Origin of the sequence: Oecophyllibacter saccharovorans, assembly GCF_006542375.1 — a bacterium.
Classification (GTDB): Bacteria; Pseudomonadota; Alphaproteobacteria; order Acetobacterales; family Acetobacteraceae; genus Oecophyllibacter; species Oecophyllibacter saccharovorans.
In genome coordinates this window covers 1,081,444-1,107,750 of record NZ_CP038143.1, presented here as the reverse complement: position 1 = coordinate 1,107,750, position 26,307 = coordinate 1,081,444, and the positions used below count along the sequence as shown (strand labels likewise).

Sequence of the window (26,307 nt, the reverse complement as noted above, 5' to 3'; positions counted from 1 at the left end):
GAAGCAAAAAAGGTCACTTTTTGCGCATTGTCGGGGTCGCGCCCATGTCGAGCGGCTTGCCCAGCGCCGAGTTGCGCTGGATACGACGGTTCTCCGCTTCACCATCCACCACGCCGCCAGCTGACCCCCCGCCCTGCCAGAACATCAGCGAATCCACAAAGCCCTGATCAGCCGGGCCAAGCTCGGCATTGCTGTTGGTCGGGGCCTTAGCGGCGCTGGAAACCTGGCTGACCAGCTCGGTCTGACCTGAACTGTCTGTTCCCGTAGCGGGATGCAGCGCCGTTTCCGGGGCCAGGGTCTCGAGCGCCTGCAGACGCGGGCTCTCATCAGGACGGTTGGCCTCTTCAGCACCTGGGAGAACCAGCTTTTCCGAAGGGGGCATGGAGAGGGGAGCGCGCGTGATGATGGTGTACTCATCAGGGGTGGAACGCTTCAGCCCGAAGGCACGCGCCACTTCCTCACCTGAACAGCCACTCAGCCCCAGTACCAGGCCGACACCCAGCAGGCACAGGCCGCCCCGGGCAGTAAGAAGGGTGGAGGCAATGGGCTTCATGACGGGTTCCCGTGCTGGACTCATGGTGCCTCCCTCCTATCCTGCAGACATCGATCGGGCAAGCGTTGCGACACCGAAAATGCCCCTCATACCGTGAAAGCCGCTCTTAGCGACGGGAGTTGGTGAAAAGAGCAACACCTACCCCTTCTCATGACTTCAGCCAGCCAGACTTCAATCAGCCGACTGTACGGCGACGCATCTTCCAGTCACTGTAGAAAGAATACGCCATCCAGATGAAAACGCCACAGACAATCGCCGCATCGGCGACGTTGAAAACATACCAGGACCACGTCCGCCCCCCGATCGTGACATGACAGTGGATGAAATCCTCGACCCAGCCGAAACGGCTCCTGTCCAGCACATTTCCCAGTGCCCCGCCGATGATGGCACCACAGCACAGGCTTACGACCCTGCTGCGGCTGCGCACCATAACGCCCAACAGGACCAGGCACGCAAGCAGGGAAACGACCATGAACAGAAGCGGCGCATGCCCGCCGAACATGCCGAAAGTCACACCCCGGTTTTCCACCCAGGTGAAGTTCAACCAGGGCAGGATCGCAACGCTGATCCTATGGGGCAGGTCCAAGTCATGCAGGATCCAGTATTTGCTCAGCTGATCAGCAAGCAGGACGACCACCATCATGACCAGTCCGGCGACAAGTGGGCCGTAGCGCCGCCCAGCCGGAGCAGCCGTGTTTTCCGCAGCCCCGGACGTCACTGCTCTTCCATTCCCTCGACTACTTCCACACAGCGCAGGCAGAGTTCGGGATGATGATGGTCACGCCCGACTTCTTCCAGAACGCGCCAGCAACGGAGACATTTTTCCCCCTTGGCCTGCGCGACGCCGACTTCTTCCATCCCCTCTTCTTCCTGCACTGCAGAGGGGGCAGCCGGCCGGGTTTCAACCTGGGAGGCGATGCAGAGCTCAGCCCAGTCGACGCCCTGGCCTGCCTTGGCCTCTGCTTCTGTCAGCGGCAGGGTGACTTTGGCTTCCAGCGAGGCGCGGATCAGCCCATCGCGGCGCGCGCCTTCCAGAGCGGTCGTGACACGCCGGCGCGTCTGGCGCAGCAGGTCCCAGCGGGAGGCGAGCGCCGGGTCGGCCCAATCAGGGCCAGGTCTAAAGAAATCCTGCAGGTGCACGCTTTCCTGCTGGCCGAAACGGGCCTGCCAGGCTTCTTCAGCGGTGAACACCAGCGCAGGCGCCAGCCAGGTGCTCAAGGCGCGATGCAGGATATCCAGCACGGTGCGCACGCTGCGACGCCGGTGCGAATCGGGCGCATCGCAATACACCGCATCCTTGCGGATATCGAAATAAAAGGCTGACAGGTCATTGTTACAGAAAGCATGCAGGGCCGGGTAAACGCCGTTCCACTGATGCGTGCGCACCGCCTCCGCAATCCGCTCATGCAGCGCGCTCAGGCGGTGAAGGATGTATTTCTCCAGCTCGGGCAGATCCTCATAAGCCACTTTTTCCGCATCGGAAAAGCCATCCAAGCCACCCAGAAGCCAGCGCAGGGTGTTGCGCAGGCGGCGATAAAGCTCGCCCTGCTGCTTGAGGATTTCCTGGCTGATGCGCAGGTCCTCGTTGGTGTCGGAATTGAGCACCCACAGGCGCAGCACGTCAGCCCCCAAGGATTTTGTCACATCCGCCGGCAGAATGACGTTGCCAAGGGACTTGGACATTTTGCGTCCCTGCCCATCCAGCACGAAGCCGTTGGTGACCACCGCCTTGTAAGGCGCTTTTCCCTCAGCCCCCACGCTTTCCAGCAGGGAGGACTGGAACCAGCCGCGATGCTGGTCTGAGCCTTCCAGGTAGAGGTCGGCCGGGAAGTTCACGCCTTCCTGGTGCAGGACAAAGCGGTGGCTGCAACCGCTTTCAAACCACACATCAACAATATCGAAGACCTGCTCATAGTCAGTCGGATCGCGGTCAGGCCCCAGGAAATGCGCCGGGTCAGTGCTGTACCACGCATCAGCGCCATGCTCGCGGAAAGCGGCGACAATGCGTTCCATCACGGCCGGGTCTCTCAGGACCTCACCGGAGCGTTTCTCGACAAAAACGGCAATGGGCACACCCCAGCTGCGCTGGCGCGAAATGCACCAGTCGGGGCGCTGCGCCACCATGGAGGTCAGGCGGCGGCGCGCAGAGGCCGGCACGAAAGAAACGTTTTCCAGCGCGCGCAGGGCGTCAGGTCGCAGCACACTTCCGTCATGGGCCGGTTCATCCATGGAGATGAACCATTGCGGCGTGGCGCGGAAGATGATCGGCTTACGCGACCGCCAGGAATGCGGATAGGAATGCAGGATCTCGCCGCGCGCCATCAGGCCGGCAGCCTGTCCTTTCTCAACGCCTTCCTCGCGCGCGCGCGTCATGAGCGCGCAGACCGGATCAGCGGCCTTGAAGACATGCACCCCTGCAAGCTCAGGCACCCAGGGCGCGTAAGTGCCGTTGTCCTGCACCAGTTCAGGCACTTCGATCCCATGGGCAACACACAGGGTGAAGTCATCCTGACCATGTGAAGGCGCCATGTGCACCAGACCCGTGCCAGCCTCGGTGGTGACGAACTCCCCCATCAGCATGGGCACGTCATGGTCATAGCCATGCCCGCGAAGCGGATGGGCGAAAACGCTGCCTTCCAGCTCGCTGCCCTGCAGGCGATGACGGACGTCCCAGGCTTTCACCCCGGTTTCCTGCGCGAAAGCTTCCAGCCTCTCATCAGCCACGATCAGCCTGGTCCCGACAGGAACGAGGCTTTCAGGCGCGGTCTCGGTCACCTCGATGACGCTATAGGCGATGTCAGGCCCGGCGGCGAGGGCACGGTTGACCGGCAGGGTCCAGGGCGTCGTGGTCCAGATCACCGCTGAGGCGCCTTCAAGCTTGCCGCCGGTCGAATCCTTCACATTGGGAAAAGCGATGTGAACAGTCGGTGAGGTGATATCGTGATATTCGATCTCGGCTTCCGCCAGGGCCGTTTTTTCAACCGGGCTCCACATGACCGGACGCAGGCCGCGATAGAGCCGGCCGTTGAGGAGAAACTTGCCGATCTCCTCAGCGATTTTCGCCTCGGACGCATAATCCATCGTGACGTAATGGTTCGCCCACTCGGCCTGCACGCCGATCCGCTTGAAGTCCTCAGCCTGTGCTGTCACCCAGCGGGCTGCATATTCCCGGCATTCATTGCGGAACTGCAGAACGGGAACCGCATCCTTGTCCTGGCCTTTCTTGCGGTATTCCTCTTCCACCTTCCACTCAATCGGCAGCCCGTGGCAGTCCCAGCCCGGCATGTAGCGCACTTCAGAGCCGCTCATGCGCTGGGCGCGGTTGACGACGTCCTTCATGATCTTGTTGAGAGCATGGCCGATGTGGATATGGCCATTGGCATAAGGCGGACCGTCATGGAGGGTGAAAACTTCCTCACGACCGCGGCCCTGGGCCCGGATCTTCTCGTCCAGATCCATTTCCGCCCAGCGTGCCAGCATCTCCGGCTCACGCTTGGGCAGACCACCACGCATGGGAAACGCGGTTTTTGGCAGGAAGACCGTCTCGCGGTAACGGTCCTCAGTCTTCTGCCCGGCTGCCTGGTCAGGCGTCCGGGAGGCGGTGCGCGCAGTGTCTGAAGCAGTGTCTGAAGAAGCGGAATCTGGGGAAGCGGACATGAAGGAAGGCACACCCTTTCATCAGGCTGCGGGAAATGGCCTGGTTGTTTTATCTGTATATTTCATATGGGAAGAGGGACGCAGGCGGGTCAAGCCCCGTGCAGGCTTCAGGAGAGGTCCTGTCCCTTAACGTCTATGGCCGTGTCTTTGGGGGAATGTCTTCAGCGTTTGCCTTTACGTTTGCGAGGCTGTCTCCAGGCACGTCACTATTGCCGGCAGCCAGCAACTGCCGGGCTTCCCGGGCATCGGCAGAAATAGCGGCTTTCAGCGTCTCCAGGCCGTCAAACCGTTTTTCAGGGCGAAGGCGGCTGATCAGCGCCACTTCCAGCGTCTGGCCGTAAAGGTCCTCATCCACATCAAACAGATGCACTTCAAGCCTGCTTTCCTGCCCGTCATTGATGGTGGGGCGGCGTCCGATATTGGCCACCCCCGGCAGCACACGACCGTCGGGCATGCGCACACGTACCGCATAGACGCCGCGCGCAGGCTCCAGGTGAGCTCCGAGACGGATATTGGCAGTGGGAAAACCCAGGAGCCGCCCACGCTGATCGCCCCGCACCACCTCTCCGGCAATGCTCCAGGGACGCCCCAGCAGGGCTGCGGCCCGTTCCGGATAGCCTTCCTGCAACAGGCGCCGGATACGGCTGGAGGAAACAGGTCCGTCAGTATCAGCCAGCTGCGGCACAATCGTTACTCCCACGCCAAGAGCGGGCAGAAGCTCTTTCAGCAGGGCTGCATCGCCTCCGCGCCGATGACCGAAGGCGAAATCGGCCCCACAGGCCACATGGCGCACGCCCAACGCCCCGATCAGCACTTCCCGGATGAAGATTTCGGCCGGCATGCGGGCAAAATCCTCATCAAAATCCATCTGGAAAACATGTTCCACCCCCTGCTCCCGCTCCAGGGTGCGCGCCCGCAAAGCCGGACTCATCAGGCGGAAGGGGGGATCCTGCGGCCGGAAGAACTGGCGCGGATGGGGATCGAAAGTCAGCACGCCCAGTGGCGGCACGACTGGGGCACCAGATTGATTGGCTGTTTTCAAGGCCCGGTCGCGTGCGTGACGCAGGCTCTGCAGCAGATGGACATGACCGCGATGAACGCCGTCAAAGTTTCCCAACGCCACGGCACAGCCGCGCGCGCCTGCTGGAAGATTGCGCCAGTTCGGATACAGGGTCATGCGTTCACGGCCATGCTGTCACGCATCCGTCGTTTACCGGCCGGAAAGCACTCGTGCCGTCGAGAGCTCAACTGCGCTTGGCAGGCTCATCCTCAGCCATGCGCACATCCTGCTGGCCCGAAACACCCGGCTGGGTGCCGGGGTTCTGGGGGGCGCCAAGATGGGCAGCCGGCGCCTGATCCCCTTTGGGCGCCTGTTCGCCCTCATCTTCGGTCATGCTCTTTTTGAAGGATTTGATCCCCTTCGCAAAGTCTCCCATCAGACCGCTGATCTTGCCACCGCCTCCGAAAAGCACAAGCACAATAACTGCAATGATGAGCAAGTGAGTGGGGCTAGTGAAACCGCCCATGGAAGCATTCTCCGAAAAGCAAAAGCTTCCCCTGATGTGACAAGGAAGCGGGAATTATGCAACCCCCGCGTACCGTTGGCTTGCCGCATCCACGCTTCCGGCGCTCTGAATACCGGCCAGGATCTGAAAAGAGGAAAGCGCCCTGGCACTTCCGCCCTGTCAATTCCTGTCAATTAGGGAGAATAAAGCCGTAAGTGGCATTGACGCGGCGGCCCATCACCTCGCTGGGCGACCACCAGACGCGCACGCGCGTCCAGTTATTGCTGCCCGAGACATCCTCGACCGGCACGTCGCGGTCTACACGCCCAGGCGCCCAGTTGGCATGGTCCACCCGGATGCGCCGGTCGCTCTCCAGACTGCGCACCACGGCAACATGGCCGATCGGCATGGTGCGAGTCGCCCTGAACACGAGCACCGAGCCCGGAACAGGCTTGTGCCCGCGCGCGTAATGGCCCCGTGCCGCCCACCACCATTGCGCGGCATTGCCCGACAGCGAGATGGAACTGTGCGCCCGCGCATAGGGAACACACTGCACCGAGCCATGATAGCCGCCGCCACATCCCCCAAGCGCCCCCAGCCCCGCAAGCAGTGCACCCCCAAGCGCCAGGTTCCGCAGGCCTGCAAGCAAGCGCGATAACGGTTGCTGCCCCTTCAAGGCGGAGGGAAACACCCGGATGGCAGACAGATTGCGGGCAGATACGGGGAAAGACATGAGTTTTTCTTACAACCGTTTCACAAAAGACGGCAATTCATAAAGCGTTTCATGAAGCGTTCAGAAAAACAGGGTTTTCACCTGCTCCCCCTTCTCACGCTGAACGGAAACGCAGGATCAGGTCCTCAGCCTCGTCACGTTCCATGGCCAGGGCCTGGGCGGCCGTCCCCTGGCTGAAACCGTTGCGGGCAAAGACCGCCAGCACCTTCATGGGGTCACGTTCCGGGCGGTCAGGACGGCGGAAAGCGCCGAATCCCCGTTTGCGGGCCAGAACGAGAGCCGCGGCCAGTTCCGCCTGCTGCGCTTCTTCACCAGCCCCGAGCGAAGCTTCCAGAGCTTCCTGCGCTGTTTCCCCATCAACGCCCTTGACCACCAGATGCGCTGTCACCGCCCGCCTGGAACGACCCGAACGCGTCAGGCTGCGGGCCCGCGACCGCGCGAACTGCGCGTCATCAACCGCGCCAAGCGCCTCCATGCCCGCAGCAATTTCAGGGATTTCCCCAAGCAATACCCCTTCCACCTGGCGGATTTCCTCAGGCGCCATACCGGCCTTCTGCGCCCGCAGGCCCCAGCGCCGCACCCGGCGGCTCAGCACCTGCTCGAGATTGCGCCGCGTGGTGGCAAAACGCGCCAGATGCGCCAGGGCCGCTTCTCGCAGGCTGGCTGCCGTCGGGGGCGTGGGCACTGCTGCGGGCGCTTTTTCTTCCACCATGCGTCCCGACCTTATGAAACCTGCTGAAATCTGTGCATGATCCGCCACCGGGGGGCTTTAAAGTTTAAAAAGTGCCGAAATGACCGCGTCGCAGGTCCTCGAAGGCCTGGTGCAGCTCCTGGCGCTCATTCATCACGAACGGGCCTTCGCCTGCAAGCGGCTCCTCAAGCGGCTGAGCCGTCAGGACGAGGAAATGCGCCCCTTCCGGTGCTTCGATCCGAAAGCGCGTGCCTTGGCGTGAAAGCACGACCGTGTGGTTGGTCTCGCCCCGCACCCCTTCCACCACCAGAGCGCCGCCCATGACCGCCAGGGCCGTCACCCAGCCTTCCGGACAGGCCAACACAGAACTTTTGCCCTCAGCAAGGATGACATCCCATACATTCAGCGGCGTGAAGCTGCGGGCCGGGCCGGTAACCGTAACCTCTCCACCCTCCCCTTCAGCCCCTTCCGCACTGAAATGCCCGGCAATGACCCGCAGGCTTCCCACCGTCTCTGCGGAAACGCTCTCAGGATCGGTCAGGGCCACTGCCTGCATGTCAGCAGCTGCAAGAGGCTGGTAGGCAGGCGCTGTCATCTTGTCGCGCGCCGGCAGGTTGATCCACAGCTGCGCGACATCGAACACCCCGCCGTCACGCGTAAACTCGGGCGCGTGGAATTCCTGGTGCAGCACACCCCGCCCAGCTGTCATCCACTGCACGTCTCCAGGACCGATTTTGCCGCTGTTACCGGCTGAGTCGCCATGAGCCACCTGCCCGCCGAACACGATTGTCACCGTCTCAAACCCGCGATGGGGGTGAGTGCCCACGCCTCTGGGCGTCTCCATCCGCTCAGGCGCAGGCGGGAAAGCGGCAGGGCCGGCATGGTCAAGCAGAATGAACGGATTAAGGACCTTGCCCAGGTCCCGGTAAGTGAACAGGCTCTGCACCGGGAAACCGTCACCGACCCAGTGCGGCGGGCTGGGCGGATAGACGCCCTGAACCTTTTTCGGCGCTTTCTTCAACTGCTCTGCCTTCTCATTCCCGGCCATCTCTGTCTTCCCTTCACTCACCGGCAGGCCTTGTTTTCCCGCAGACCTTGATTTCGCAGGTTTGATTTCATGAGGCCGCTTGTGTGCCCCGCCCGAGCCTGCTTTGACTTCATTCTAACCGCCCTTCCCCCGTTCCGAAAGCGCGCGCATGCCCACCGCCCCGTCTTCACCGAGCCCCGGTGCTCCTGCTCCCTCCCGCATCAATACCTCGCTTGAACGCCTCTTGGCCGATCTGCCTGATCTTTATCCGGGCCCTGGCGGCGCGGTGGCCGTGATCCGGGACGGGGAGACCCTCGTGCGGCATGCCTGGGGTTATGCCTCGCTGGAGCGGCACCTGCCCTTCACGCCTGGCTCGCTCTTCCGGCTCTGCTCGATCACCAAGCAGTTCACCTGCGCCACCTTACTGGCCCGTTACCGCGACCCTGAACACCTGAACCGCACCCTGGTCCCCTTTATCGCCCGTCGCTTGCCTGAGCTGCCTGCAGATCTGCGCCCCAGCGCGCTGCACCTAGCCCACAACCAGTCGGGCCTGCGGGACTACTGGGCCATGGCCATGCTGGAAGGCGCTGCCATTGAAGGGGCGTTCAGTGATGCCGAGGCCTGGCGCCTCATTGCCCGGACCCGCTCCCTCCAGTTTGCTCCCGGCACTGCCTATTCCTATGTCAACCAGAATTTTCGCCTTCTTTCAGATGCGATGGAACAGGAGAGCGGCCGCAGTTTCAGCGAGCTCCTGCAGCAGCACCTCTTCACGCCGTTCGGCATGGAACGGGCTTTTCTGGCCGCCGAGACGCGCGCCATGCCCGATGGGACTGAAGGTTATGAGGAAATGGGGCTTGGCGGCGCCCGTCCTGCCGTCAACAACATCTACTGGACGGGCGATGCAGGGCTCGGCGCCTCACTGGATGACATGATCGCCTGGGAAAAGCACATCGACACCACGCGCGATGATGCAGGCAGCCTTTACCAACGCCTCAGCGCACCTGTCACCTTTGCGGACGGGGCTGCGGCGTCCTACGGCTTCGGCCTGCAACGCGGCACGCTCAACGGGCCGGACGGGCCTCTGCAGGTCACAGGACATGGCGGGGCGCTGCGCGGATGGCGGTCGCACAGGCTGCATGTGCCGCAACACCGCCTCTCGGTCGTAGTTCTCTTCAACCATGTCTCACCGGCTCACCAGGCTGCCGCCGCCCTGGCGCGGGCCGCGCTCACACCCGCAGCTGCCGCCCCGTCTCCATCCTCCCATAACCCGCAGGAAGCCCTTGCGTCAGCCGCATCCTTTACCGGCGTCTGGCTGGAAGAAGGCACAGGGCTTTCAGCGCGCATCAGCCACGATACGACCGACCCCCACAGCCAGACGCGTCTGCAGCTGCGTTACCTGATGCTGCCAGAAACCCTGACCCTCCAATCGCCTGCGCAGGCAAGCGGCCTGGGCGTGATGGTGCAGCACGTTGAAGGAAAACCGGACCTTCTCAAAATGAGCCGCCCCGGTGAAAACCGCGTGACCTTTCTGCACCGCCTGTCCGACCGGCTGCCGGAAGAGAGGGGGGTTTCCGATACGGAGCGACAGGACCTGGCAGAAGAAGCCCGCGCCCTGGCCGGCACTTACCGCAACCCTGAAACGGATTCCACGTTTGACGTCACTCTGGCAGGCGGTGTGCTGCATGGCGGTTTCAGCGGTTTGAACGGCACTGGCCGGATGGAACGGCTTCACCGGCTGGCACCTGGACTATGGACCTTTCCCTGCCCGCGGGCGCTTGATCATACCGCTCCCGGCGACTGGACCCTGCACTTCACCCGGGAGAAAGGTCGAAGCCGCGTTCGGATCGGCTGCTGGCTGGCGCGCGATCTGGTCTATGAACGGCTTCCTGGCTGAAAACGCCAGGATGCGGGGAAAAATTGGAATTGACGCTCCTGGCGCCCTTGCCCACAGTGAATCGGGCCCCGAGCAGGCAGTCTTTGCTGATCTGCGGCCTGCCTGTCAGCCAGAAGACCCCATCAGCCAGAAGACAAGGAACACTGACCGCCATGAGCGCCAGTCTGATGCCCAATTACAAGAGAATAGACCTCGCTTTCGAGCACGGCGAAGGGCCCTGGCTTGTCGGCACGGACGGGCGACGATATCTCGACTTCGGCGCCGGCATCGCCGTCTCCTCGCTGGGGCATGCGCATCCGGCGCTCACCGCGGCCATCGCAGAGCAGGCCGGGCGGGTCATGCATGTTTCCAATCTTTACCGTATTCCCCAGGCGGAAGCCCTGGCTGACAGGCTGGTCGAGGCGTCTTTCGCTGATGCGGTGCTGTTCTGCAATTCCGGGGCGGAAGCCAATGAGGGTCTGGTCAAGCTTATCCGCCGCGCCCAGTACATGAACGGCCATCCGGAACGGACCCGCGTGCTCTGCTTTCAGGGCGCCTTTCACGGGCGCACGCTCGCCATGATCTCCGCTACCGGCAACCCGGCCTATCTGGAAGGGTTCGGTTCCCCTGCAGAGGGGTTCGACCATGTGCCGTTCAATGATCTGGAGGCCGTGCGTGCTGCCATCACGCCTGAAACGGCCGGTATTCTCCTGGAGCCGATCCAGGGAGAGAGCGGGATCCAGGCAGCTGACCCGGCTTTTCTGCAGGGCCTGCGCGAAATCTGCGATGCGCACGGGCTTTACCTGGGCATTGATGAAGTCCAGACCGGCATGGGGCGTACCGGGACTCTCTTCGCTTTCGAGCAGGCCGGCATCACGCCTGACGTCGTATCGGTCGCCAAGGGGCTGGGCGGCGGCTTCCCCATCGGGGCCGTTCTGGCACGCCAGGCGCTGGCCCGGCACCTGACACCCGGCACCCACGGCACCACCTTTGGCGGCAATCCCCTGGCCTGCACGGCCGGGCTGGTGGTCATGGACGAACTTCTCAAGCCCGGCGCTCTGCAGAGAATTGCCAGGGTCGGCGCTGCTTTCGGCGCCATGCTGCAGGAGGTCGTGGCTCAAGCGCCCGAGGTTTTCGATGAAGTACGCGGCACAGGCCTCATGCGCGGCCTGCACTGCCGCCTGCCGCTGAGCGAGGTTCTGCCGGCCGTCATGGATCAGGGCCTGCTGGCCATCACTGCGGGCAACAATGTTCTGAGGCTCGTGCCCCCGCTGATCGTCACTGAGGAAGACTGCCGCCTTGCCTGCGCGCGCCTTCTCGCTGCAGCAAAGACGCTTATCCCCGCCTCTTCCTCCCCATCTCCGTCCCACCGTGACGCGAGGATCGCTCAATGACCCAGATGACCCAGCCCGCATCTTCCGCGCCCCTGAACCCATCCACGGCTGCCGGACCGCGGCATTTTCTCGATATCCGCGACCTGACACCCACAGAGCTGCGCCGGATTCTCGATATCGGCAAACAGGTCAAGGCGCTCCAGCAGGGACGGCGTTTCCCGCTCCACCCCGACCGGCCGCTGGCTGGCCGCACGCTCGGCCTCATGCTGGCCTGCCCTTCCACCCGGACCCGCGTTTCCTTTGAGGTCGGCATGGAACAGCTGGGCGGGGCGGTCAGCGTTCTCTCGACCGCCGACATGCAGCTGGGACGGGGGGAAAGCATCGCTGACACCGCGCGCGTCCTGTCGCGCTTTCTCGATGTCATCGTGCTGCGCGCCCGCAAGGACAGCGACCTGCGGGAACTGGCGCGCTGGAGCAGCGTTCCGGTCATCAACGGCCTGACCCCGGTCTCCCATCCCATCCAGATTCTCGCTGATGTCATGACCTTCGAGGAACATCGCGGCCCCATCGCCGGCAGAACGCTGGCCTGGATCGGGGACGGCAACAATGTCGCCACTTCCCTGATCGAAGCGGCCGCCCTGCTGGGCTTCCGCCTCCGGCTGGCCACCCCCGAAGGCTTCGCGCCTTCTGAGGCCGCCGTGGACTGGGCACGCGCGCAGGGGGCGGACATCGTGACCACACGCTCACCCGCAGAAGCCGTGCAGGGCGCTGAGTGCGTCATTACCGACACCTGGGTGAGCATGGGCGATGAGGATGCACAGACGCGCCACCAGCTCTTCCGCCCCTATCAGGTCAATGCAGAACTGATGACCCAGGCAGCGCCTGACGCGCTTTTCATGCACTGCCTGCCAGCCCATCTGGGCGAGGAAGTGACGCAGGACGTTTTCGAAAGCCCGGCTTCCGTCGTCTTTGACGAGGCGGAAAACCGCCTTCACAGCCAGAAAGGGCTGCTGCTCTGGTGCCTGGGCCATGATGCAGGCGCGTAAGATCCCGGAACTTCACGCGGTCCTTGACCCATCCGGCAGCCCGACCCACGTTAAATCTGCTTAAGTGAAGTCAGAAATCCGGGAATAAGAAAGGCCTGTGCTGTTTCGCCCCTGATTTTCCGCCCCCCAGCCTACCGAATTCAAGGACAGCCCCATGACCGCCTCTTCTTCCCCGGCCTCTTCCCAGGATCTGGCTGATCTCGATCTCCCCCTCGACGATGCCGGTCGTCCGCACGGCCTGCCGGATCTCGTCGTGCCCCATGCGGTGCTGCCCTTTTATCTGGCCGACGCGCCGGTGCGTGGCCGCCTGGTGCGCCTGGGCCCGCTGGCCGAGGTGATTCTCTCACGCCATTCCCTGCCCCCGGCCGTGCTTTCTCTGGGAGCGCAGGCCCTTGCCCTGGTGGCCGCCATGGCCACCGCGCTGAAGTTCAACGGCTCCTTTTCGCTTCAGATCAAGGGGGATGGGCCGGTCTCCCTGCTGGTGGCCGACTGCACCAGCGAAGGCGTGCTACGCTTTACAGCCCGCATGGCGGAAAATGCGCCTGAAACCCTGCCCCCCTCAGCGGCAGAACTGCTGGGCAAAGGCTACCTGGCCTTCACGGTGGACCAGGGTCCCGATACCGATCGTCATCAGGGCATTGCCGAGCTGAAGGGGAAAACGCTGGCTGAAATGGCTGAGCATTATTTCGCTACCAGCGAGCAGCATGCCTGCGCCATTCATCTTTACGCCTGCCATGAAGCTGAAAACGGCTGGCAGGCGGGTGCGCTGGTGCTTGAGCGCATCGCCAATGACGGCGGCGTAGCACAGAATGACGATGTGCCCCGCACTACCCGTGAACGCGATGACAGTGGTGAGGGCGAGGACCTCTGGGAGACCGCCTGCACTTTTGCCGATACCCTGACCGACAAGGAGATTTTCGATCCCGCCCTTTCCGGCCCGGCCCTGGTCCATCGCCTGTTCGGCACGCTTGACGTCCGCGTCGCCCCGGCCCGCCCGCTCTCCTTCGGCTGCCGCTGCAACCGCGCCAAACTCGCCAATGTGCTCCGAAACTTCAGCGCGGATGACCTGGATCATATGACCCAGGATGGGATCATCACGATGGATTGCCACTTCTGCAACACCCATCATCATTTCCGCCGTTCAGCCCTGGCCGCCGCACAGAACGGGGAAGGCGCGCAATAATCAGGGTGATAATCAGGAATACGAATTGGCCAGAATGAAAGCGGACCCCATGGCAGAAGAGCTGACCCCGGCACGGCAGCCGCCAGCAGAACGGCTTGATGGGCGCATGGACGGCCTGTCTGTTGACGGACGCCCACTGACGCGCCTCTACCTGGGCTGGCAGACGGTCTCGCGCCACCCTGTCACAGACGAGCTCGACGCTGTCGTGATGCGTGAAAAGGGAACGGAACGTGAAGTCTGCTGGTGGGTTGACCCGGACGGCGCGCATCAGGCCAGCCATGTCATGGCTCTGCCGGCCGCACAGCGGACACGCCTGCTTGACCGCCTGGCCCGCTATTTCGGCCCGCTGACAGAACAGACGCTGGCTGCCACGCCCAAAGCCCCTCAGGAAAGCGACGCTCAACCAGCGCCTGAAACCCGCGAACTGGCCCAGCGTCTCGCCGCCCTGCCGCGTTTCGTGCTGCTGGAGCTGCTGACCCTCTGGACGGAGCGGATCCTCGAAGGCACCCTGATCGCGCCGACCGCTGAAGTTCTGGCACCCGACAGGTCCGATGACACATCGGGGGCTGAAAATCACGGCGACGGAGCGGAACAACCCTTCTCACCCGTCCGCCTGCACGCCCTGCTCCAGCTTCCCCGCCCTGTCACCGATGACGAGGCGATTGCCGCCTCCCCCTTTACCGGCCTGCCCCTGCACGCCCAGATCGTCATGAACATGCCGGAAGGGACGGCGGCGCGTTTCTGCGATCCGACCGATGACCTCGTCTTCTACCTCTTCTGGCCTTCCTATGGCGGCGTGCCGTTCCTCTATTATCCCAAAGGTCCGCTGCTGATCGGCGAAGGTCCCCAGACCAGCCTGGTAGCTCCCCTGCTGCTGAGCTGGCTCGTCACCCATCCTGAAGTATGCGACCGCCTGCCCCAGGTCTCTTCACTGCGGGTGGAGGATTTCGGCGTCGGCCATGCAGCCAGCCTCTGGGACGAAACCGAAGCCGCCACTCCGTCAGGAGACCGCCGGGAGGCCTCTTCCGCACAAAACAGCAATCCTGTACACTTTTCCTCTTCCCCTCATTGGGGTGAGTGGTTCAAGAACGTTGCTGAAGCTTCAGCCGGACCCCACCCGAAAGAGGCGGTGGAAGATGAGGGAGAGAGGCATGAGCATGAAAAAGACTGACACAGCTGCCACCCGCAGCGCAGTTCCCAGCACCCCTCCGGGCCCAGCGTTCATCGCACGCAGCCGGCGGGGAAGCGCTTTTCTGCCCGGTTTTTTCCTGTCAGGGCTGTTCGTGATCCTGACGGCCTGCTCCAGCACGCCGCCTGAAATCTTCCCCAAGGCTGATTACAGTTACCTACCGCCGCTCAATCTCAACGTGGCCAATATCGCCATCAATGATCAGGCACCTGCGCAGCCCGGCAGCCTCGAAGCCAAGGCGCCCCCGCTACCGCCCGACCAGAACCTGGCGCTCATGGCCCGGCAGCGCCTGCATGCCACGGGCAGCAACGGGCAGGGCACCTTCACCATCAATCAGGCCAGCCTGCAACAGGGCCCGGGCGACGACGTCTATTCCGGCATCTATAGCGTCACCCTGACCCTTGATGACCCGATCACCCACCATCATGGACAGATCACCGCCCGCGTCACCCACAGGACGGAAGCAGCGCCTGACACCACCCAGGACCATAATCTCTATGTCCTCAACCAGGCGCTGATGGATGACATGAACGTGGAGCTGGAATTCCAGGTGCGCAAGAACCTGGCCTCCTGGCTGACCGACGCCACCGGCGCGCCGCTTTCAGGCACTGTTCAGAGCCAGAACCTCGATTCCCCGACGCTGCCGCCCCTGAATTCAGACGCTGCCGCCCTTACTCCCTCCAGCTCCACGGCCACCGTCCCGACGCCCAACCTCTATAACGGGCAGAGCAGCGGTAACCTTGACAGTAGCACGGCCGGTCTTGACGGCGGGAGCGGGGCTGACAGCGGGATGGGCTCTTCAGACGATGCGCTGGCAGTCCCTGTCGCCCCGCGCCTGCATTCGCCACCACCGCACGCCCTGCAAGCGCCCTACTGACCGCCTGGATTGCGCGCCAGGGCAGGCGCCAACCGGCAGCCAGGGCGTTGAGTAAACTTCCCCAACGCCCTGGCCTCTCCACCAAGTCGGAGCATCTGCATGCAGGACTCCTCGGGATCCGACCTTCCCAGCGCTCCCCGATTATCTGAGGCGCCCTCACCGCGCCGCACTTACGGACGCCGCCATTTCATGGGCGGCTTCGCGACAGGCCTGGCCCGGGTCACGACAGCGACGGTCCTTGCCAGCTCAGCCCTTCCCTGGCCGCAGCCCTGGCATAGTGCAGGCAACGCGCAGGCGCGCGGCAGCGGACAGCCGATCACCAGTGGGCCGAACTTCTTCACGGCCGAGGAATTCGCCATGGTCAGGCAGCTCTGCGAGCGGATCTATCCTCAGGATGAAGAAGGGCCGGGCGCCGATGGGCTGGGGGTGCCGCTGTTCATTGACGGCCAGCTCAGCACGCCTTACGGCTACGGAGCCCGCTGGTACATGCATGGCCCCTTCGTTGCCGGACCGCCGGAGGCCGGCTATCAGCTGCCTTATGCCCCGCGCCAGCTCTATCGCCTGGCACTTGAACGCCTGAACGCCTTCTGTCTCGAAAACTGGCAGAAACCCTTTGTGCAGCTTTCAGCAGAGGGGCAGGTGGACGTGCTCACCTGGCTGGAAAAAGACGCGCTGGCCCTGGGCCCTGTACCGGGGAACGTTTTTTTCGAGCTCCTGCGCGCCAACACGCTCGAAGGCGTGTTCTCGGACCCGATTCATGGCGGCAACCATCTGATGAAAAGCTGGTACCTCACCGGTTTTCCGGGCGCCCGAGCTGATTTCATGGACTGGATCAACCAGGAAGGCGCGGCTTATCCGTTCGGACCGGTTTCCATCCCGGTCCTGCCCCGCAAACGGGATGAACAGGGATGACCGGCCCTAATACCCCTGCGATAGGCCCCCTGCCAGCCAAGACGGATGTCGTGATCGTCGGCGCCGGATGGGCAGGCAGCATCATGGCGCGGGAGATGACCGAAGCCGGGCTGAACGTGGTTGTGCTCGAGCGTGGCGACATGCGGCGCACAGCCGTTGAAGGTGCTTACCCCGATTCCCTTGACGAGCTTCGGGGCAACATCCGCAAGCGCCTGTTTCAGAATCTTTCCACCTCGACCGTCACCATCCGCAACAGGCCGGACCAGCAGGCGCTGCCCTACCGCCAGCTCGGCGCTTTCCTGCCTGGCGAAGGCGTAGGCGGGGCTGGTCTGCACTGGTCGGGCTGCCAGTTCCGCGTCATGCCTGACGATCTGCGCCTGCGCAGTGCAATCATCGAACGCTACGGAAAGAAATTCATTCCCGAGGGCATGAATCTCCAGGATTACGGTGTCACCTACGCAGAGCTTGAGCCTTTCTTTGCCAAGAGCGAAAAGGTCTTCGGCACTTCCGGCGAAGCCTGGACGATCAACGGCAGACTGGTCGGGCGGCGGGGCGTGGCAAATCCCTTCGCTCCTGACCGCTCCACCCCCTTCCCCCTCCCGCCGATGCCGGATGTCTACACGGCCTCCCTGCTGCGCAAGGCCGGAACGGAGCTGGGCTATCATCCCTATTCCATGCCGGCAGCCAACACGTCTGAAGCCTATATCAACCCTTATGGCTGCCAGATGGGCAAATGCAATTTCTGCGGCTTCTGCAGTGGCTATGACTGCTATCTCTACGCCAAGGCCTCGCCCAATGTGAACATCCTGCCCAGTCTCTGGGCCAACCCTCTGTTCACTCTGCGCACGCGCGCGCAGGTTCTGGATGTCGTGCTGAGCGCTGACGGCAGGCACGCACGCGGTGTCCGCTATCTCGACGGCCACCAGGGCGGCAAGGAACGGGTGATTGAGGCAGAGCTGGTGATTCTGGCCGGCTTCCAGTTCCACAACGTTCACCTGATGCTGCTCTCAGGGATCGGCAAGCCCTATGATCCGGTCACCGATACCGGCGTCGTCGGGCGCAATTTCACCTACCAGACCATCACCTCTTCACGCTTCTGGATGCCGAATGACAAGCACACCAACCAGTTCATCGGCGCGGGCGGGGCAGGCGTGGCGATTGACGATTTCAACTGCACGAATTTCGACCATGCGCCTTACGGCTTCATCGGCGGCTCGCCGATCTGGGTGAACCAGGCCGGACTGAAGCCGATCAGCGCCGCTCTGGCCAGCGGCGGTAACGGGGCCCCGCGCTGGGGAAAGGGGTTCAAGAAGGAGATGGTCAACACCTACCGCCACTCGCTTGCCGTTGATGTCATGGGCAGCAACATGGCTTACCGCAATGTCTGGCTCGACCTGGACCCGACCTGGAAGAATGCCTGGAATCAGCCCCTGCTCCGCATGACTTTCACCTGGCAGGAAAACGACATCCGCATGAACCGCTTCGTGGTCGGCAAGCTGCCGGCGCTCGGGCGGGCCATGGGGGCGGTCCGGTCGCAGATCAACATGTTCGCACCGGGAGCGACGTTTGACACGCGCCGCTACCAGACCACCCATCTGGCAGGGGGGGCGGTCATGGGCACCGACCCCCGCACCAGCGCGCTCAACCGCTACCTGCAGTGCTGGGACGTGCCCAATGTGTTCGTGATCGGCGCCAATGCGTTCCCGCAGGGCATGGGCTACAACCCCACCGGACTGGTCGCGGCCCTGGCCTACTGGTCTGCCTATCACATCCGCACGCGCTACCTCAAAGCGCCTGGCCCGCTGGTGCAGACATGAAACGCTTTCCGTCCAGTCTTGTCTCCAGGCCTGTCTCCAGGGCCGTTCTGACCGTTTTCGGACTGCTCGCCCTGACACTGGCGCTGCCTCAACAGGCTGCAGCTGACAGCCGGTCCGGCGCTGCCCAGGAAAGCGGAAGGTCGGATGGGCCAGCGGAAATCTCCGCCCCCGCCTCCCTTAAAGAACTGATCGCCGAAGGGCACTACCTGGCCATTCTGGGCGATTGCGCCGCCTGTCACAGCGCGCCCGGCCGGCCGCCCTACAGTGGCGGCGGCAAGTTCACTCTGCCCATCGGCACCATCTATGCCACCAACATCACGCCTGACCGCAAATACGGCATCGGCAATTACACGGAAGCCGATTTCGCCCGTGCCGTGCGTCAGGGCATCCTGCCGGATGGCCGCACCCTCTACCCGGCCATGCCCTATCCATCCTATGCCCGGTTGAGCGACCGGGACATTCATGCCCTCTACGCCTATTTTCATGACGGCGTGGCGCCAGCCGCCATTCCTTCGCCGCGCAACGGCACGATCTGGCCGCTGTCCATGCGCTGGCCGCTGGTGATCTGGCGCTGGCTCTTCGCCCCCAGCCTGCGAAGCGCGCAGCTGAACACGAGCGACGAATTCACCGATCCGGTCCTGGCGCGCGGGGCTTATCTGGTCGAAGGTCTCGGCCATTGCGGCGCCTGTCACACGCCCAGAAGCTTCACCATGGCCGAGCAGGCGCTGACCGGCCACCATAACAAGGCCTATCTTGCGGGCGGGCAGAGCATTGACGGCTGGTTCGCCCCCAGCCTGCGCGGTGAAAACCGGACCGGGCTTGGACGCTGGAGCGAAAGCGATATCGTCGCCTTCCTCAAAACCGGGCGCGCGCCTGAAGGAGCAGTTTTCGGCGCCATGACGCCGGTAGTGGTGCACAGCACCTCCCTGACCACCGATACAGACCTGCACGCCATAGCCCGCTTTCTCAAGCAGCTGCGCCCGGCACGTGTTGAGACGCCCTGGGTTTATGATCCTGCTGCCACGATCGCGCTCAAGCATGCCGATGTTTCACAGCGCGGCGCTTCCGTCTACGTCAACCGCTGCGCTGCCTGTCACGGCACGAACGGGCTGGGCTACGGCACGCCGGGCACCACCGCCTTTCCCCCGCTGGCTGGCAATCCGGTCCTCATGACCAGAACGCCGGAATCTGTGGTGCACATCATTCAGGCAGGCGATGCGCTGGCCCCGGTCCCCGCAGCCCCTTCAGCCTTCGACATGCCCCCCTTCGTCCATAAGCTGCCCGCTGACCAGATTGCGGATGTGGCCAGTTTTATCCGCAAGGCCTGGGGCAACGACGCGCCGCCTGTCAGCACGAAGACGGTGCGCAAGCTGCGCCGCTCCATGCCGCCCCCCATTCCACCTGCAGACCTGCCGCGCAACTGAGCGACCTGACGCAGGCAGCCGACAGAGATCTACCGTTCCGATCACCTGACCAGAATCCCCAGGTTTTCAGGAGAGCCGCTAAAGAAGGATTTAGTGTTTTTTCGCAGCTGTGACTGGCACATCTCGGTTTCGCGTCGGTTTTCGCGCATCAATCGGTCAGGCGTAATTACGGCTGCAGCGCGAGGCGGGAGCCGCGCCTGCAGCGTCAACCCCTCATCCCTATGCTTTGGGGACCGACCGGTTCCGATCTCCAGCCTGCCAGCCCGAAGGGCTTGCCCAGATGAATGAGACCGCATGAACGCCATCGTCGTTACCGCCCTCAGGCGCCCGCTGACCTTCGTCGTCCTGTCCCTGCTGATCGTGATGCTCGGCGTCATGGCGATCTTCAAGACGCCGACCGATGTCTTTCCCAACATCCGCACGCCCGTCGTCGCGGTGGTGTGGACTTACGGGGGCATGCTGCCTGAAGAGTTCGCAGGCCGGATCATCTACAATTACGAGCTCGGTGTCACTTCGACTGTCGAAGGCATTGAGCACATGGATTCCAACTCCTATTTCGGACGCGGAATCGTGACGATCTATTTCCAACCCGGAACGGATATCGGCGAGGCCGAAGCTGAAGTGACGGCTATCTCCCAGACCGTTCTGCAGCAGATGCCGCCCCATATTCCTGCACCCATGATCATGCGCCTGGAAGCCTCGAGCGTGCCGGTCATCTCCCTGCAGATGACTTCGGACCGCCAGACGCCCTCCGATCTCTACAAGCTGGCCATGATCCGCGCCCGGCCCCTGCTCGTCACCGTGCCGGGCGCAGTGGTGCCCCATCCCTATGGCGGGATGGACAGCTTCGTGATGATCACCCTGAATGACAAGCAGCTTCGGGCGCATCACCTCTCCGCCATGGACGTGCAGAACGCGCTGCATGACCAGAACCTCGTGCTGCCTGCCGGGGACCAGAAGATCAATGCCCTGGACTGGATGGTCCAGACCAACGCCACGCCCAAAACCCTCAAAGCCATCGGCAACATTCCCGTCAAGCGCGTCGGCAATGCCATCATCTATGTCCATGACGTGGCGGATGTGTACCGGGGCGGTCACCCGCAGACCAATCTCGTCCTGGTCAAAGGCCGTCAGGGTGTTGAACTGGTCATCATGAAAAGCGGTGACGCCTCCACGCTGGACGTAGTGGCCGGCGTCAAGAAGATGCTGCCGCGCCTCAGGGCCGTGCTGCCGCCCGACGTGCATGTCAGCATTCTTTCCGATGCCTCCATCTTCGTGAAAGACGCCATTCATGACGTCGTGCGTGAAATGGTCACCGCCTCCCTGCTGACCGGCCTGGTGGTGCTGCTCTTCCTCGGCTCGTGGCGCTCGACGATCATCATCGCCACCTCCATCCCGCTGGCCATTCTCTGCGCCATCATCGCCCTGGGGTGGAGCGGGCAGTCCATCAACGTCATGACGCTGGGCGGTCTGGCGCTGGCGGTGGGCATCCTCGTTGATGACGCCACGGTGATGATCGAGAACATCGACACGCATCTGGAACACGGCAAGGACCTGGAAACCGCCATCATCGATGCCGCCAACCAGATCGTCATCGCCACTTTCGTTTCCACGACCTGCATCTGCATCGTCTGGCTGCCCCTGTTCGAGCTCGGGGGCGTGGCAGGCTATCTCTTCCGCCCGATGGCCATGGCGATCATTTTCGCCATGATCGCTTCGTTCATCCTCTCGCGCACCCTGGTGCCGACGATGGCGAAATACCTCCTCAGCGCCCATGCCACGCCTGCACACGGGGATGGCCATTTTCATCCGGCCCAGCACGCTCAGCTTCATCCGGGCCAGGCGCCTGCCGAAGCAACCGTTGCTCCCCAAAGCACGCAGCCCCTCACTGGCCTGGCGGGTCTGCGCGAGCACTTTCTGAAAGGCTGCAGCGCTTTTCAGAAGGGGTTTGAAGCGAAATTCAACAGCTTCCGGGATGCCTACAGCCGCCTTCTGGAGCGCTGCGTGCAGGGGCGGCGGCGTTTCATCACTGTCTTTCTGATCCTCTCCGTGGCTTCGCTGGGGCTTTACGCCTTTGCCGGTCGGGATTTCTTTCCCGAAGTCAAATCCGGCATGCTGCAGATGCATCTGCGCGCGCCGCTGGGCACGCGTATCGAGGTGGCCGGACGCACGGCAGCGCTTGTTGCCGACCGGATTTCACATGACCTGCCAGGCCAGGTGAAAGAGATCGTCAGCAATTGCGGCCTGCCCGAAGGCCCGCACAACCAGGCCTTCATCCCCACGCCCACCATCGGCACGCAGGACTGCGACCTGACCATCACCCTCAAAAATGATGAGACCAAAGTCTGGGACGACCGCGCCTTGCTGCGCAAGGATCTCTCGGCCCAGTTCCCCGGCACGGTCTTCACCTTCCAGCCGGCTGACCTGACAGAAAAGATCCTGACTTTCGGTTCTCCTTCGCCGATCGATATCCAGATCAACGGGCCTGACATCCGCGCCAATTATGCCTATGCCAAGGCGATCGTCGGCAAGCTGCGTCATATCCCGGGTGCGGCGGATGTGGTGATCCAGCAGACGATGAAAACGCCAACCCTGATGATCCGTGGCAACCGGACCTTCAGCCTGGCCACCGGGCTGAGCGAAGGCGACCTGGCCAACAACCAGCTGATGACACTGTCGGGCTCGATCACGGTGGATCCGCAATACTGGCTTGATCCGGCCAACAACGTCACCTTCCCGCTCAACACCTATGTTTCACAGGACCAGCTGACCCATCTCAACGACCTTCTTACCATCCCGGTCGACAAGGGCGACGGCGACCCGACGGGCAAGGACATGCAGCTTCTGGGCAGCATCAGCCGCGTCACTCCCACCGGCACGCCAGGCGAGGTCTCGCATGTCAACTCCATGCCTGAGGTGGATGTCTATGTCTCGGCTGAAGGGCGCGACCTGGGCGGCGTGTTGTCGGATGTGCGCCGGGTGATTGCCCAGACCGCCAACATCCTGCCCAGCACGAGCGCGGTGGAGATCCACGGGGCGGCCATCACCATGTACAGTGCCTACGGCCAGCTGCTGGCCGGCCTGGCCGTATCGATCGTGCTGATCTACCTGCTGATCGTCGTCAACTTCCAGTCCTGGCTGGATCCCTTCGTCATCATCACAGCCCTGCCTGGTGCGCTGGCCGGCATCGCCTGGGCGCTTTTTCTCAGCGGCACCCGCCTCTCCGTCCCAGCGCTCACGGGCGCCATCATGTGCATGGGAACCGCGACAGCCAATTCTATTCTCGTGGTGTCCTATGCCCGTGAGCGCCTTGAGCTCCATGGCCATGCCCTGCGTGCGGCTGTGGAGGCGGGCACAGGTCGTATCCGTGCCGTGCTGATGACGGCGCTGGCCATGGTCGTGGGCATGATACCCATGGCGTTCTCCAACTCCACCAATGCCCCGCTCGGCAAGGCCGTCATCGGCGGTCTGCTGGTGGCGACAGTGTCCACCCTTCTCTTCGTCCCCTGTGTCTACGCGCTGCTGCATCATGATGAAAAGAAAGATGCCGCATCCCGCCCTGCTTCCAGCATCCGCAAGGAGTCTGTCTGATGGTGACCAAGCCCGGCCCCTCCCGCCTTCCGCATTCCCGCAAGGCCCTGCTCGCAGCTGGGCTGGGCCTGGTCGGCCTTTATGTCGCCTATCTCGTGGTCGGCAAGCTCGTGACCGCGCATCATCTGCGGCAGGTAGCCAGTGAAAGCGCCATTCCCGATGTGGCTGTCATCGAGCCGCACAAGGCAAGCCCCCGTGTTTCACTGACACTGCCGGGCACGATCAACGCCTGGTATCAGGCGCCGATCTATCCGCAGGTCTCAGGCTACGTGAAGATGTGGTACAAGGATTTCGGCGCCCATGTGAAACAGGGCGAAGTGCTGGCGGAAATCAACACGCCCGTGCTCGATGCCCAATATGCCCAGGCCAAGGCTGACCTGGCGGCCGAGACCGCCCGCTATAACCTGGCTGTCGTCACCGCGGCGCGCTGGCGGGGCATGCAGCGCAGCCAGGCTGTTTCAGGCCAGTCGGTCTCGGTGGCCAATGCTGATGAGCAGGCCGCCCTCGCCAAGATGCAGGCCGCCCAGCGCAATGTTGATCATTATGCGGCTCTGGAAAAATTCAAGCAGATCGTGGCCCCTTTTGACGGCGTCGTTATTTCGCGCTCGACCAGCGTGGGCGATTATGTCAACAGCGCCGGGCAGAAAGGGGCTAATGGGGACGCTTCCGAACTCTTTGCCGTGGCCGACACGCACCGTATGCGCCTGTTCGTCGCCATGCCGGAAGTGTTCTCCTATATTCTCCAGCCCGGACTGCAGGCTTCAGTGCAGGTCCCTCAGTTTCCGGGCAAGTCTTTTCCTGCGCACTTCCTCACCTCCTCGGAAGGCTATGATCCCAATACCCGCACGGCCGTTACCGAATTCACCATGGACAATCCCCATCAGGAACTGTGGCCGGGCACCTTCGCTTCCGTGGCGCTGAAAGCGAACAACGACAACGCAAGGCTGCTCAAGATTCCCACCGGCTGCCTGGTTTTCCAGGAGCACGGGATGCAGGTGGCGCTCGTCGGTCCTGACAACCGCGTTCACTTTCATGACATCCAGGTCGGCCGCATGGCTGACAGCTCGACTGAAGTGGAATCGGGCATCCGCCCGACGGACCGCGTCATCAACAATCCCCCGGCCGACCTGCTTGAAAATGATAGGGTGAACATCGTCAAGCCCGCCAAGGGCTATGACCAGACCGGCTGGAATGAAGGAGAGGATGACGAATGAGCTTTTCCCTTCCTCTCCCTGCCCGGCATAGGCCCCTACCCCGCTGCCTCTCCCTGCGTTCTGGGACCCTTGGGCTCTCGCTGTGCGCGCCCCTGCTTCTGGGTGCCTGCGACCTGGCACCTCCTTACGCGCCGCCGCATTTCATCGTGCCGGATTCCTGGCAGGGCCAGGCCCCCTTTGCCATTGCCAGGCCCGCGGACGCCACCCTGCCCACCCAGTGGTGGAAGCTCTTCAATGACCCGCTTCTGGACGCTCTGGAAAACCGCGCTCTCGCTGAGAACGGCAACCTGCAGGCGGCGGGTGAACGCTTTCTTCAGGCGCGCACAATGGTCACCAAGGCCCGCGCCGATCTTTTCCCGCATGTGGCTCTGACAGCCGGGGGCTCAGACAACCGGCAATCCGATGATCGCCTCTTCCGCCCCATGACCACCGCCACGCAGGTGACCGATGATTATGCGGGGCTGGCGTCATGGGAGCCTGATTTCTGGTCGGCCATCCGCAACCGGGTGCGCATCCGCCGCCAGAACGCACAGGAGGCGGCGGCTGATTTTGCCATGGCTCGGCTGAGCCTGGAGGCCGAGCTCGCCAGTGACTACATCCAGCTGCGCGGTTACGACGCCCAGCTCAGTATCTACAACCAGTCTATCGCCTATTACACAAAGGCGCTGAAGATCACCAAGACCCAGATGGACTACCAGGCTGCCCCCAGGCTCGACTATGCGCGCGCCCAGGCCCAGCTCTACACAACTCAGGCCCTGAAGCTGGATATCGAGGCGGCCCGTCAGGTCACCGAACATGCCATTGCGGTCCTGGTCAACGCCGCTCCTTCCACTTTCAGCATTCCTCCTGTGGCCACGCTGGCCTTCAAACAGCCGCATGTTCCGGTCGGGGTGCCTTCAGGGCTGCTTCAGCGCCGTCCCGACATTGCCAGTTCCGAGCGCCGCATGGCTCAGGCCAACCGTGCCATCGGCATTGCGCGTGCGGCCTTCTACCCGCATTTTTCCCTCTCTGCTGATGGCGGTTTCGAGGCAGACGGCATGAAGCTTGCCAGCCTGGCCAATTCGCTCTGGACCTATGGAGCGCGCTTCAACCTGCCGCTGTTTGATGGCGGGCTGCGCCGCGCAGAGCTGCAGCGCAGCTGGTCAGGCTACCGCCAGACGCGGGATGAATACCGCGTTACGGTGCTGAATGCCTTCCGTGAGGTGGAGGACGGGCTTTCGCGCACCAACCGGCTGACACTGGAAAACACAGCCCTGGAAAAGGCGGTCAAGGCCAATCTGGAAACCCAGAACATGACCATGACCCTCTATCAGGGCGGAGCCGGCACCTATCTCGAGGCCATCTTCAGCCAGGAGAACACCCTGCAGGCGCGAATTCTGCAGACCATGACCGCTACCCGCATGTTCCAGGCGGATGTCGGGCTGATCCGCGCCTTGGGCGGCGGCTGGGATGTCAAGGACCTGCCTACCATGGCCCAGACCCTCTCCATGGGACCTTTCCAGTATAAGGACCTGCACCATCCGCGTCAGGTCGGCGATGTCAGGGCTTCCGAAAAGCCTGAACAGTGGGAAAATCTTACTGCCCCCGCGCCTGATATCGCCGGGCTGGGCAGCCGCAGCCACCTGGCGCCTATGCCTGCAGGGGACCTGCCCTGACGGCAGAGAGAAAAACTGGCCAGGAT

At 63.0% G+C, this 26,307-nt stretch carries 20 protein-coding genes; 12 read left to right on the top strand and 8 right to left on the bottom strand.

Annotation, left to right across the window (positions count from 1 at the left end):
• Window positions 1-13: 13 nt before the first annotated feature.
• From E3E11_RS04795 to E3E11_RS04760, 8 genes are all read right to left on the bottom strand, one after another.
• Window positions 14-577 (bottom strand): DUF3035 domain-containing protein, encoded by a 564-nt coding sequence (locus tag E3E11_RS04795; protein ID WP_141451402.1) that lies wholly within the window; start codon window positions 575-577, stop codon window positions 14-16.
• A 151-nt stretch (window positions 578-728) separates the two neighbouring features.
• Complete coding sequence (gene lspA / locus E3E11_RS04790) at window positions 729-1,196, bottom strand: signal peptidase II (protein WP_141452148.1); 468 nt, start codon at window positions 1,194-1,196, stop codon at window positions 729-731.
• 71 nt (window positions 1,197-1,267) lie between these two features.
• Window positions 1,268-4,210: an isoleucine--tRNA ligase gene (ileS, locus tag E3E11_RS04785; RefSeq protein WP_141451401.1), complete on the bottom strand. Its 2,943-nt coding sequence runs from the start codon at window positions 4,208-4,210 to the stop codon at window positions 1,268-1,270.
• Window positions 4,211-4,343: 133 nt separating this feature from the next.
• Window positions 4,344-5,387, bottom strand: coding sequence for a bifunctional riboflavin kinase/FAD synthetase (locus E3E11_RS04780; RefSeq protein ID WP_141451400.1), 1,044 nt, complete (start codon window positions 5,385-5,387; stop codon window positions 4,344-4,346).
• Window positions 5,388-5,454: 67 nt separating this feature from the next.
• Window positions 5,455-5,736 (bottom strand): twin-arginine translocase TatA/TatE family subunit, encoded by a 282-nt coding sequence (tatA, locus tag E3E11_RS04775; protein ID WP_141451399.1) that lies wholly within the window; start codon window positions 5,734-5,736, stop codon window positions 5,455-5,457.
• A 169-nt stretch (window positions 5,737-5,905) separates the two neighbouring features.
• A complete protein-coding gene (locus E3E11_RS04770; RefSeq protein WP_141451398.1) occupies window positions 5,906-6,448 on the bottom strand; it encodes a CHAP domain-containing protein in 543 nt (180 codons plus the stop codon).
• 94 nt (window positions 6,449-6,542) lie between these two features.
• A complete protein-coding gene (locus tag E3E11_RS04765) occupies window positions 6,543-7,160 on the bottom strand; it encodes a regulatory protein RecX (RefSeq protein ID WP_141451397.1) in 618 nt (205 codons plus the stop codon).
• Window positions 7,161-7,224: 64 nt separating this feature from the next.
• Window positions 7,225-8,187, bottom strand: a complete 963-nt coding sequence (locus E3E11_RS04760) for a pirin family protein (protein ID WP_141451396.1) — start codon at window positions 8,185-8,187, stop codon at window positions 7,225-7,227.
• A gap of 148 nt (window positions 8,188-8,335) precedes the next feature.
• Here E3E11_RS04760 and E3E11_RS04755 point away from each other — a divergent pair, with 148 nt between their 5' ends.
• The 12 genes from E3E11_RS04755 to E3E11_RS04700 all read left to right on the top strand — a co-directional run bounded on the left by E3E11_RS04755 (window position 8,336) and on the right by E3E11_RS04700 (window position 26,281).
• Window positions 8,336-10,060, top strand: coding sequence for a D-aminopeptidase (locus E3E11_RS04755; protein ID WP_141451395.1), 1,725 nt, complete (start codon window positions 8,336-8,338; stop codon window positions 10,058-10,060).
• Between the two features lie 152 nt (window positions 10,061-10,212).
• Entirely contained in the window at window positions 10,213-11,433 is a 1,221-nt protein-coding gene (locus tag E3E11_RS04750; protein WP_141451394.1) for an aspartate aminotransferase family protein, read from the top strand.
• 5 nt (window positions 11,434-11,438) lie between these two features.
• The gene (gene argF / locus E3E11_RS04745; RefSeq protein WP_141452147.1) at window positions 11,439-12,419 is read left to right on the top strand and encodes an ornithine carbamoyltransferase; all 981 of its coding nucleotides are present in this window, start codon (window positions 11,439-11,441) and stop codon (window positions 12,417-12,419) included.
• Between the two features lie 154 nt (window positions 12,420-12,573).
• Complete coding sequence (gene hslO, locus E3E11_RS04740) at window positions 12,574-13,602, top strand: Hsp33 family molecular chaperone HslO (protein WP_141451393.1); 1,029 nt, start codon at window positions 12,574-12,576, stop codon at window positions 13,600-13,602.
• Window positions 13,603-13,651: 49 nt separating this feature from the next.
• Window positions 13,652-14,773 (top strand): hypothetical protein, encoded by a 1,122-nt coding sequence (locus E3E11_RS04735; protein ID WP_141451392.1) that lies wholly within the window; start codon window positions 13,652-13,654, stop codon window positions 14,771-14,773.
• Window positions 14,754-15,668: a hypothetical protein gene (locus E3E11_RS04730; RefSeq protein WP_141451391.1), complete on the top strand. Its 915-nt coding sequence runs from the start codon at window positions 14,754-14,756 to the stop codon at window positions 15,666-15,668. The genes E3E11_RS04735 and E3E11_RS04730 overlap by 20 nt, the downstream gene beginning before the upstream one ends.
• Before the next feature lie 99 nt (window positions 15,669-15,767).
• Window positions 15,768-16,580, top strand: coding sequence for a gluconate 2-dehydrogenase subunit 3 family protein (locus tag E3E11_RS04725; protein ID WP_231118825.1), 813 nt, complete (start codon window positions 15,768-15,770; stop codon window positions 16,578-16,580).
• On the top strand, window positions 16,577-18,397 hold the full coding sequence (locus tag E3E11_RS04720) for a GMC family oxidoreductase (protein WP_141451390.1): 1,821 nt from the start codon (window positions 16,577-16,579) through the stop codon (window positions 18,395-18,397). Before E3E11_RS04725 ends, E3E11_RS04720 begins: the two co-directional genes overlap by 4 nt.
• Window positions 18,394-19,821, top strand: a complete 1,428-nt coding sequence (locus tag E3E11_RS04715; RefSeq protein WP_141451389.1) for a c-type cytochrome — start codon at window positions 18,394-18,396, stop codon at window positions 19,819-19,821. Before E3E11_RS04720 ends, E3E11_RS04715 begins: the two co-directional genes overlap by 4 nt.
• Before the next feature lie 294 nt (window positions 19,822-20,115).
• Window positions 20,116-23,412 (top strand): efflux RND transporter permease subunit, encoded by a 3,297-nt coding sequence (locus E3E11_RS04710; protein WP_141451388.1) that lies wholly within the window; start codon window positions 20,116-20,118, stop codon window positions 23,410-23,412.
• A complete protein-coding gene (locus tag E3E11_RS04705; protein WP_141451387.1) occupies window positions 23,412-24,626 on the top strand; it encodes an efflux RND transporter periplasmic adaptor subunit in 1,215 nt (404 codons plus the stop codon). The genes E3E11_RS04710 and E3E11_RS04705 overlap by 1 nt, the downstream gene beginning before the upstream one ends.
• The gene (locus E3E11_RS04700; protein ID WP_141451386.1) at window positions 24,623-26,281 is read left to right on the top strand and encodes an efflux transporter outer membrane subunit; all 1,659 of its coding nucleotides are present in this window, start codon (window positions 24,623-24,625) and stop codon (window positions 26,279-26,281) included. Before E3E11_RS04705 ends, E3E11_RS04700 begins: the two co-directional genes overlap by 4 nt.
• Window positions 26,282-26,307 lie beyond the last annotated feature (26 nt).

Excerpts from the sequence above, each read along its gene's own strand:
- ileS (WP_141451401.1), bottom strand. The coding sequence starts at position 4,210 with ATGTCCGCTTCCCCAGATTCCGCTTCTTCAGACACTGCTTCAGACACT.
- E3E11_RS04755 (WP_141451395.1), top strand. The coding sequence starts at position 8,336 with ATGCCCACCGCCCCGTCTTCACCGAGCCCCGGTGCTCCTGCTCCCTCC.
- E3E11_RS04795 (WP_141451402.1), bottom strand. The coding sequence starts at position 577 with ATGAGTCCAGCACGGGAACCCGTCATGAAGCCCATTGCCTCCACCCTT.
- E3E11_RS04760 (WP_141451396.1), bottom strand. The coding sequence starts at position 8,187 with ATGGCCGGGAATGAGAAGGCAGAGCAGTTGAAGAAAGCGCCGAAAAAG.
- lspA (WP_141452148.1), bottom strand. The coding sequence starts at position 1,196 with ATGATGGTGGTCGTCCTGCTTGCTGATCAGCTGAGCAAATACTGGATC.
- E3E11_RS04725 (WP_231118825.1), top strand. The coding sequence starts at position 15,768 with ATGCAGGACTCCTCGGGATCCGACCTTCCCAGCGCTCCCCGATTATCT.
- E3E11_RS04720 (WP_141451390.1), top strand. The coding sequence starts at position 16,577 with ATGACCGGCCCTAATACCCCTGCGATAGGCCCCCTGCCAGCCAAGACG.
- E3E11_RS04780 (WP_141451400.1), bottom strand. The coding sequence starts at position 5,387 with ATGACCCTGTATCCGAACTGGCGCAATCTTCCAGCAGGCGCGCGCGGC.
- E3E11_RS04750 (WP_141451394.1), top strand. The coding sequence starts at position 10,213 with ATGAGCGCCAGTCTGATGCCCAATTACAAGAGAATAGACCTCGCTTTC.
- E3E11_RS04730 (WP_141451391.1), top strand. The coding sequence starts at position 14,754 with ATGAGCATGAAAAAGACTGACACAGCTGCCACCCGCAGCGCAGTTCCC.
- E3E11_RS04705 (WP_141451387.1), top strand. The coding sequence starts at position 23,412 with ATGGTGACCAAGCCCGGCCCCTCCCGCCTTCCGCATTCCCGCAAGGCC.
- E3E11_RS04735 (WP_141451392.1), top strand. The coding sequence starts at position 13,652 with ATGGCAGAAGAGCTGACCCCGGCACGGCAGCCGCCAGCAGAACGGCTT.
- argF (WP_141452147.1), top strand. The coding sequence starts at position 11,439 with ATGACCCAGCCCGCATCTTCCGCGCCCCTGAACCCATCCACGGCTGCC.
- E3E11_RS04770 (WP_141451398.1), bottom strand. The coding sequence starts at position 6,448 with ATGTCTTTCCCCGTATCTGCCCGCAATCTGTCTGCCATCCGGGTGTTT.
- tatA (WP_141451399.1), bottom strand. The coding sequence starts at position 5,736 with ATGGGCGGTTTCACTAGCCCCACTCACTTGCTCATCATTGCAGTTATT.
- hslO (WP_141451393.1), top strand. The coding sequence starts at position 12,574 with ATGACCGCCTCTTCTTCCCCGGCCTCTTCCCAGGATCTGGCTGATCTC.
- E3E11_RS04700 (WP_141451386.1), top strand. The coding sequence starts at position 24,623 with ATGAGCTTTTCCCTTCCTCTCCCTGCCCGGCATAGGCCCCTACCCCGC.
- E3E11_RS04765 (WP_141451397.1), bottom strand. The coding sequence starts at position 7,160 with ATGGTGGAAGAAAAAGCGCCCGCAGCAGTGCCCACGCCCCCGACGGCA.
- E3E11_RS04715 (WP_141451389.1), top strand. The coding sequence starts at position 18,394 with ATGAAACGCTTTCCGTCCAGTCTTGTCTCCAGGCCTGTCTCCAGGGCC.
- E3E11_RS04710 (WP_141451388.1), top strand. The coding sequence starts at position 20,116 with ATGAACGCCATCGTCGTTACCGCCCTCAGGCGCCCGCTGACCTTCGTC.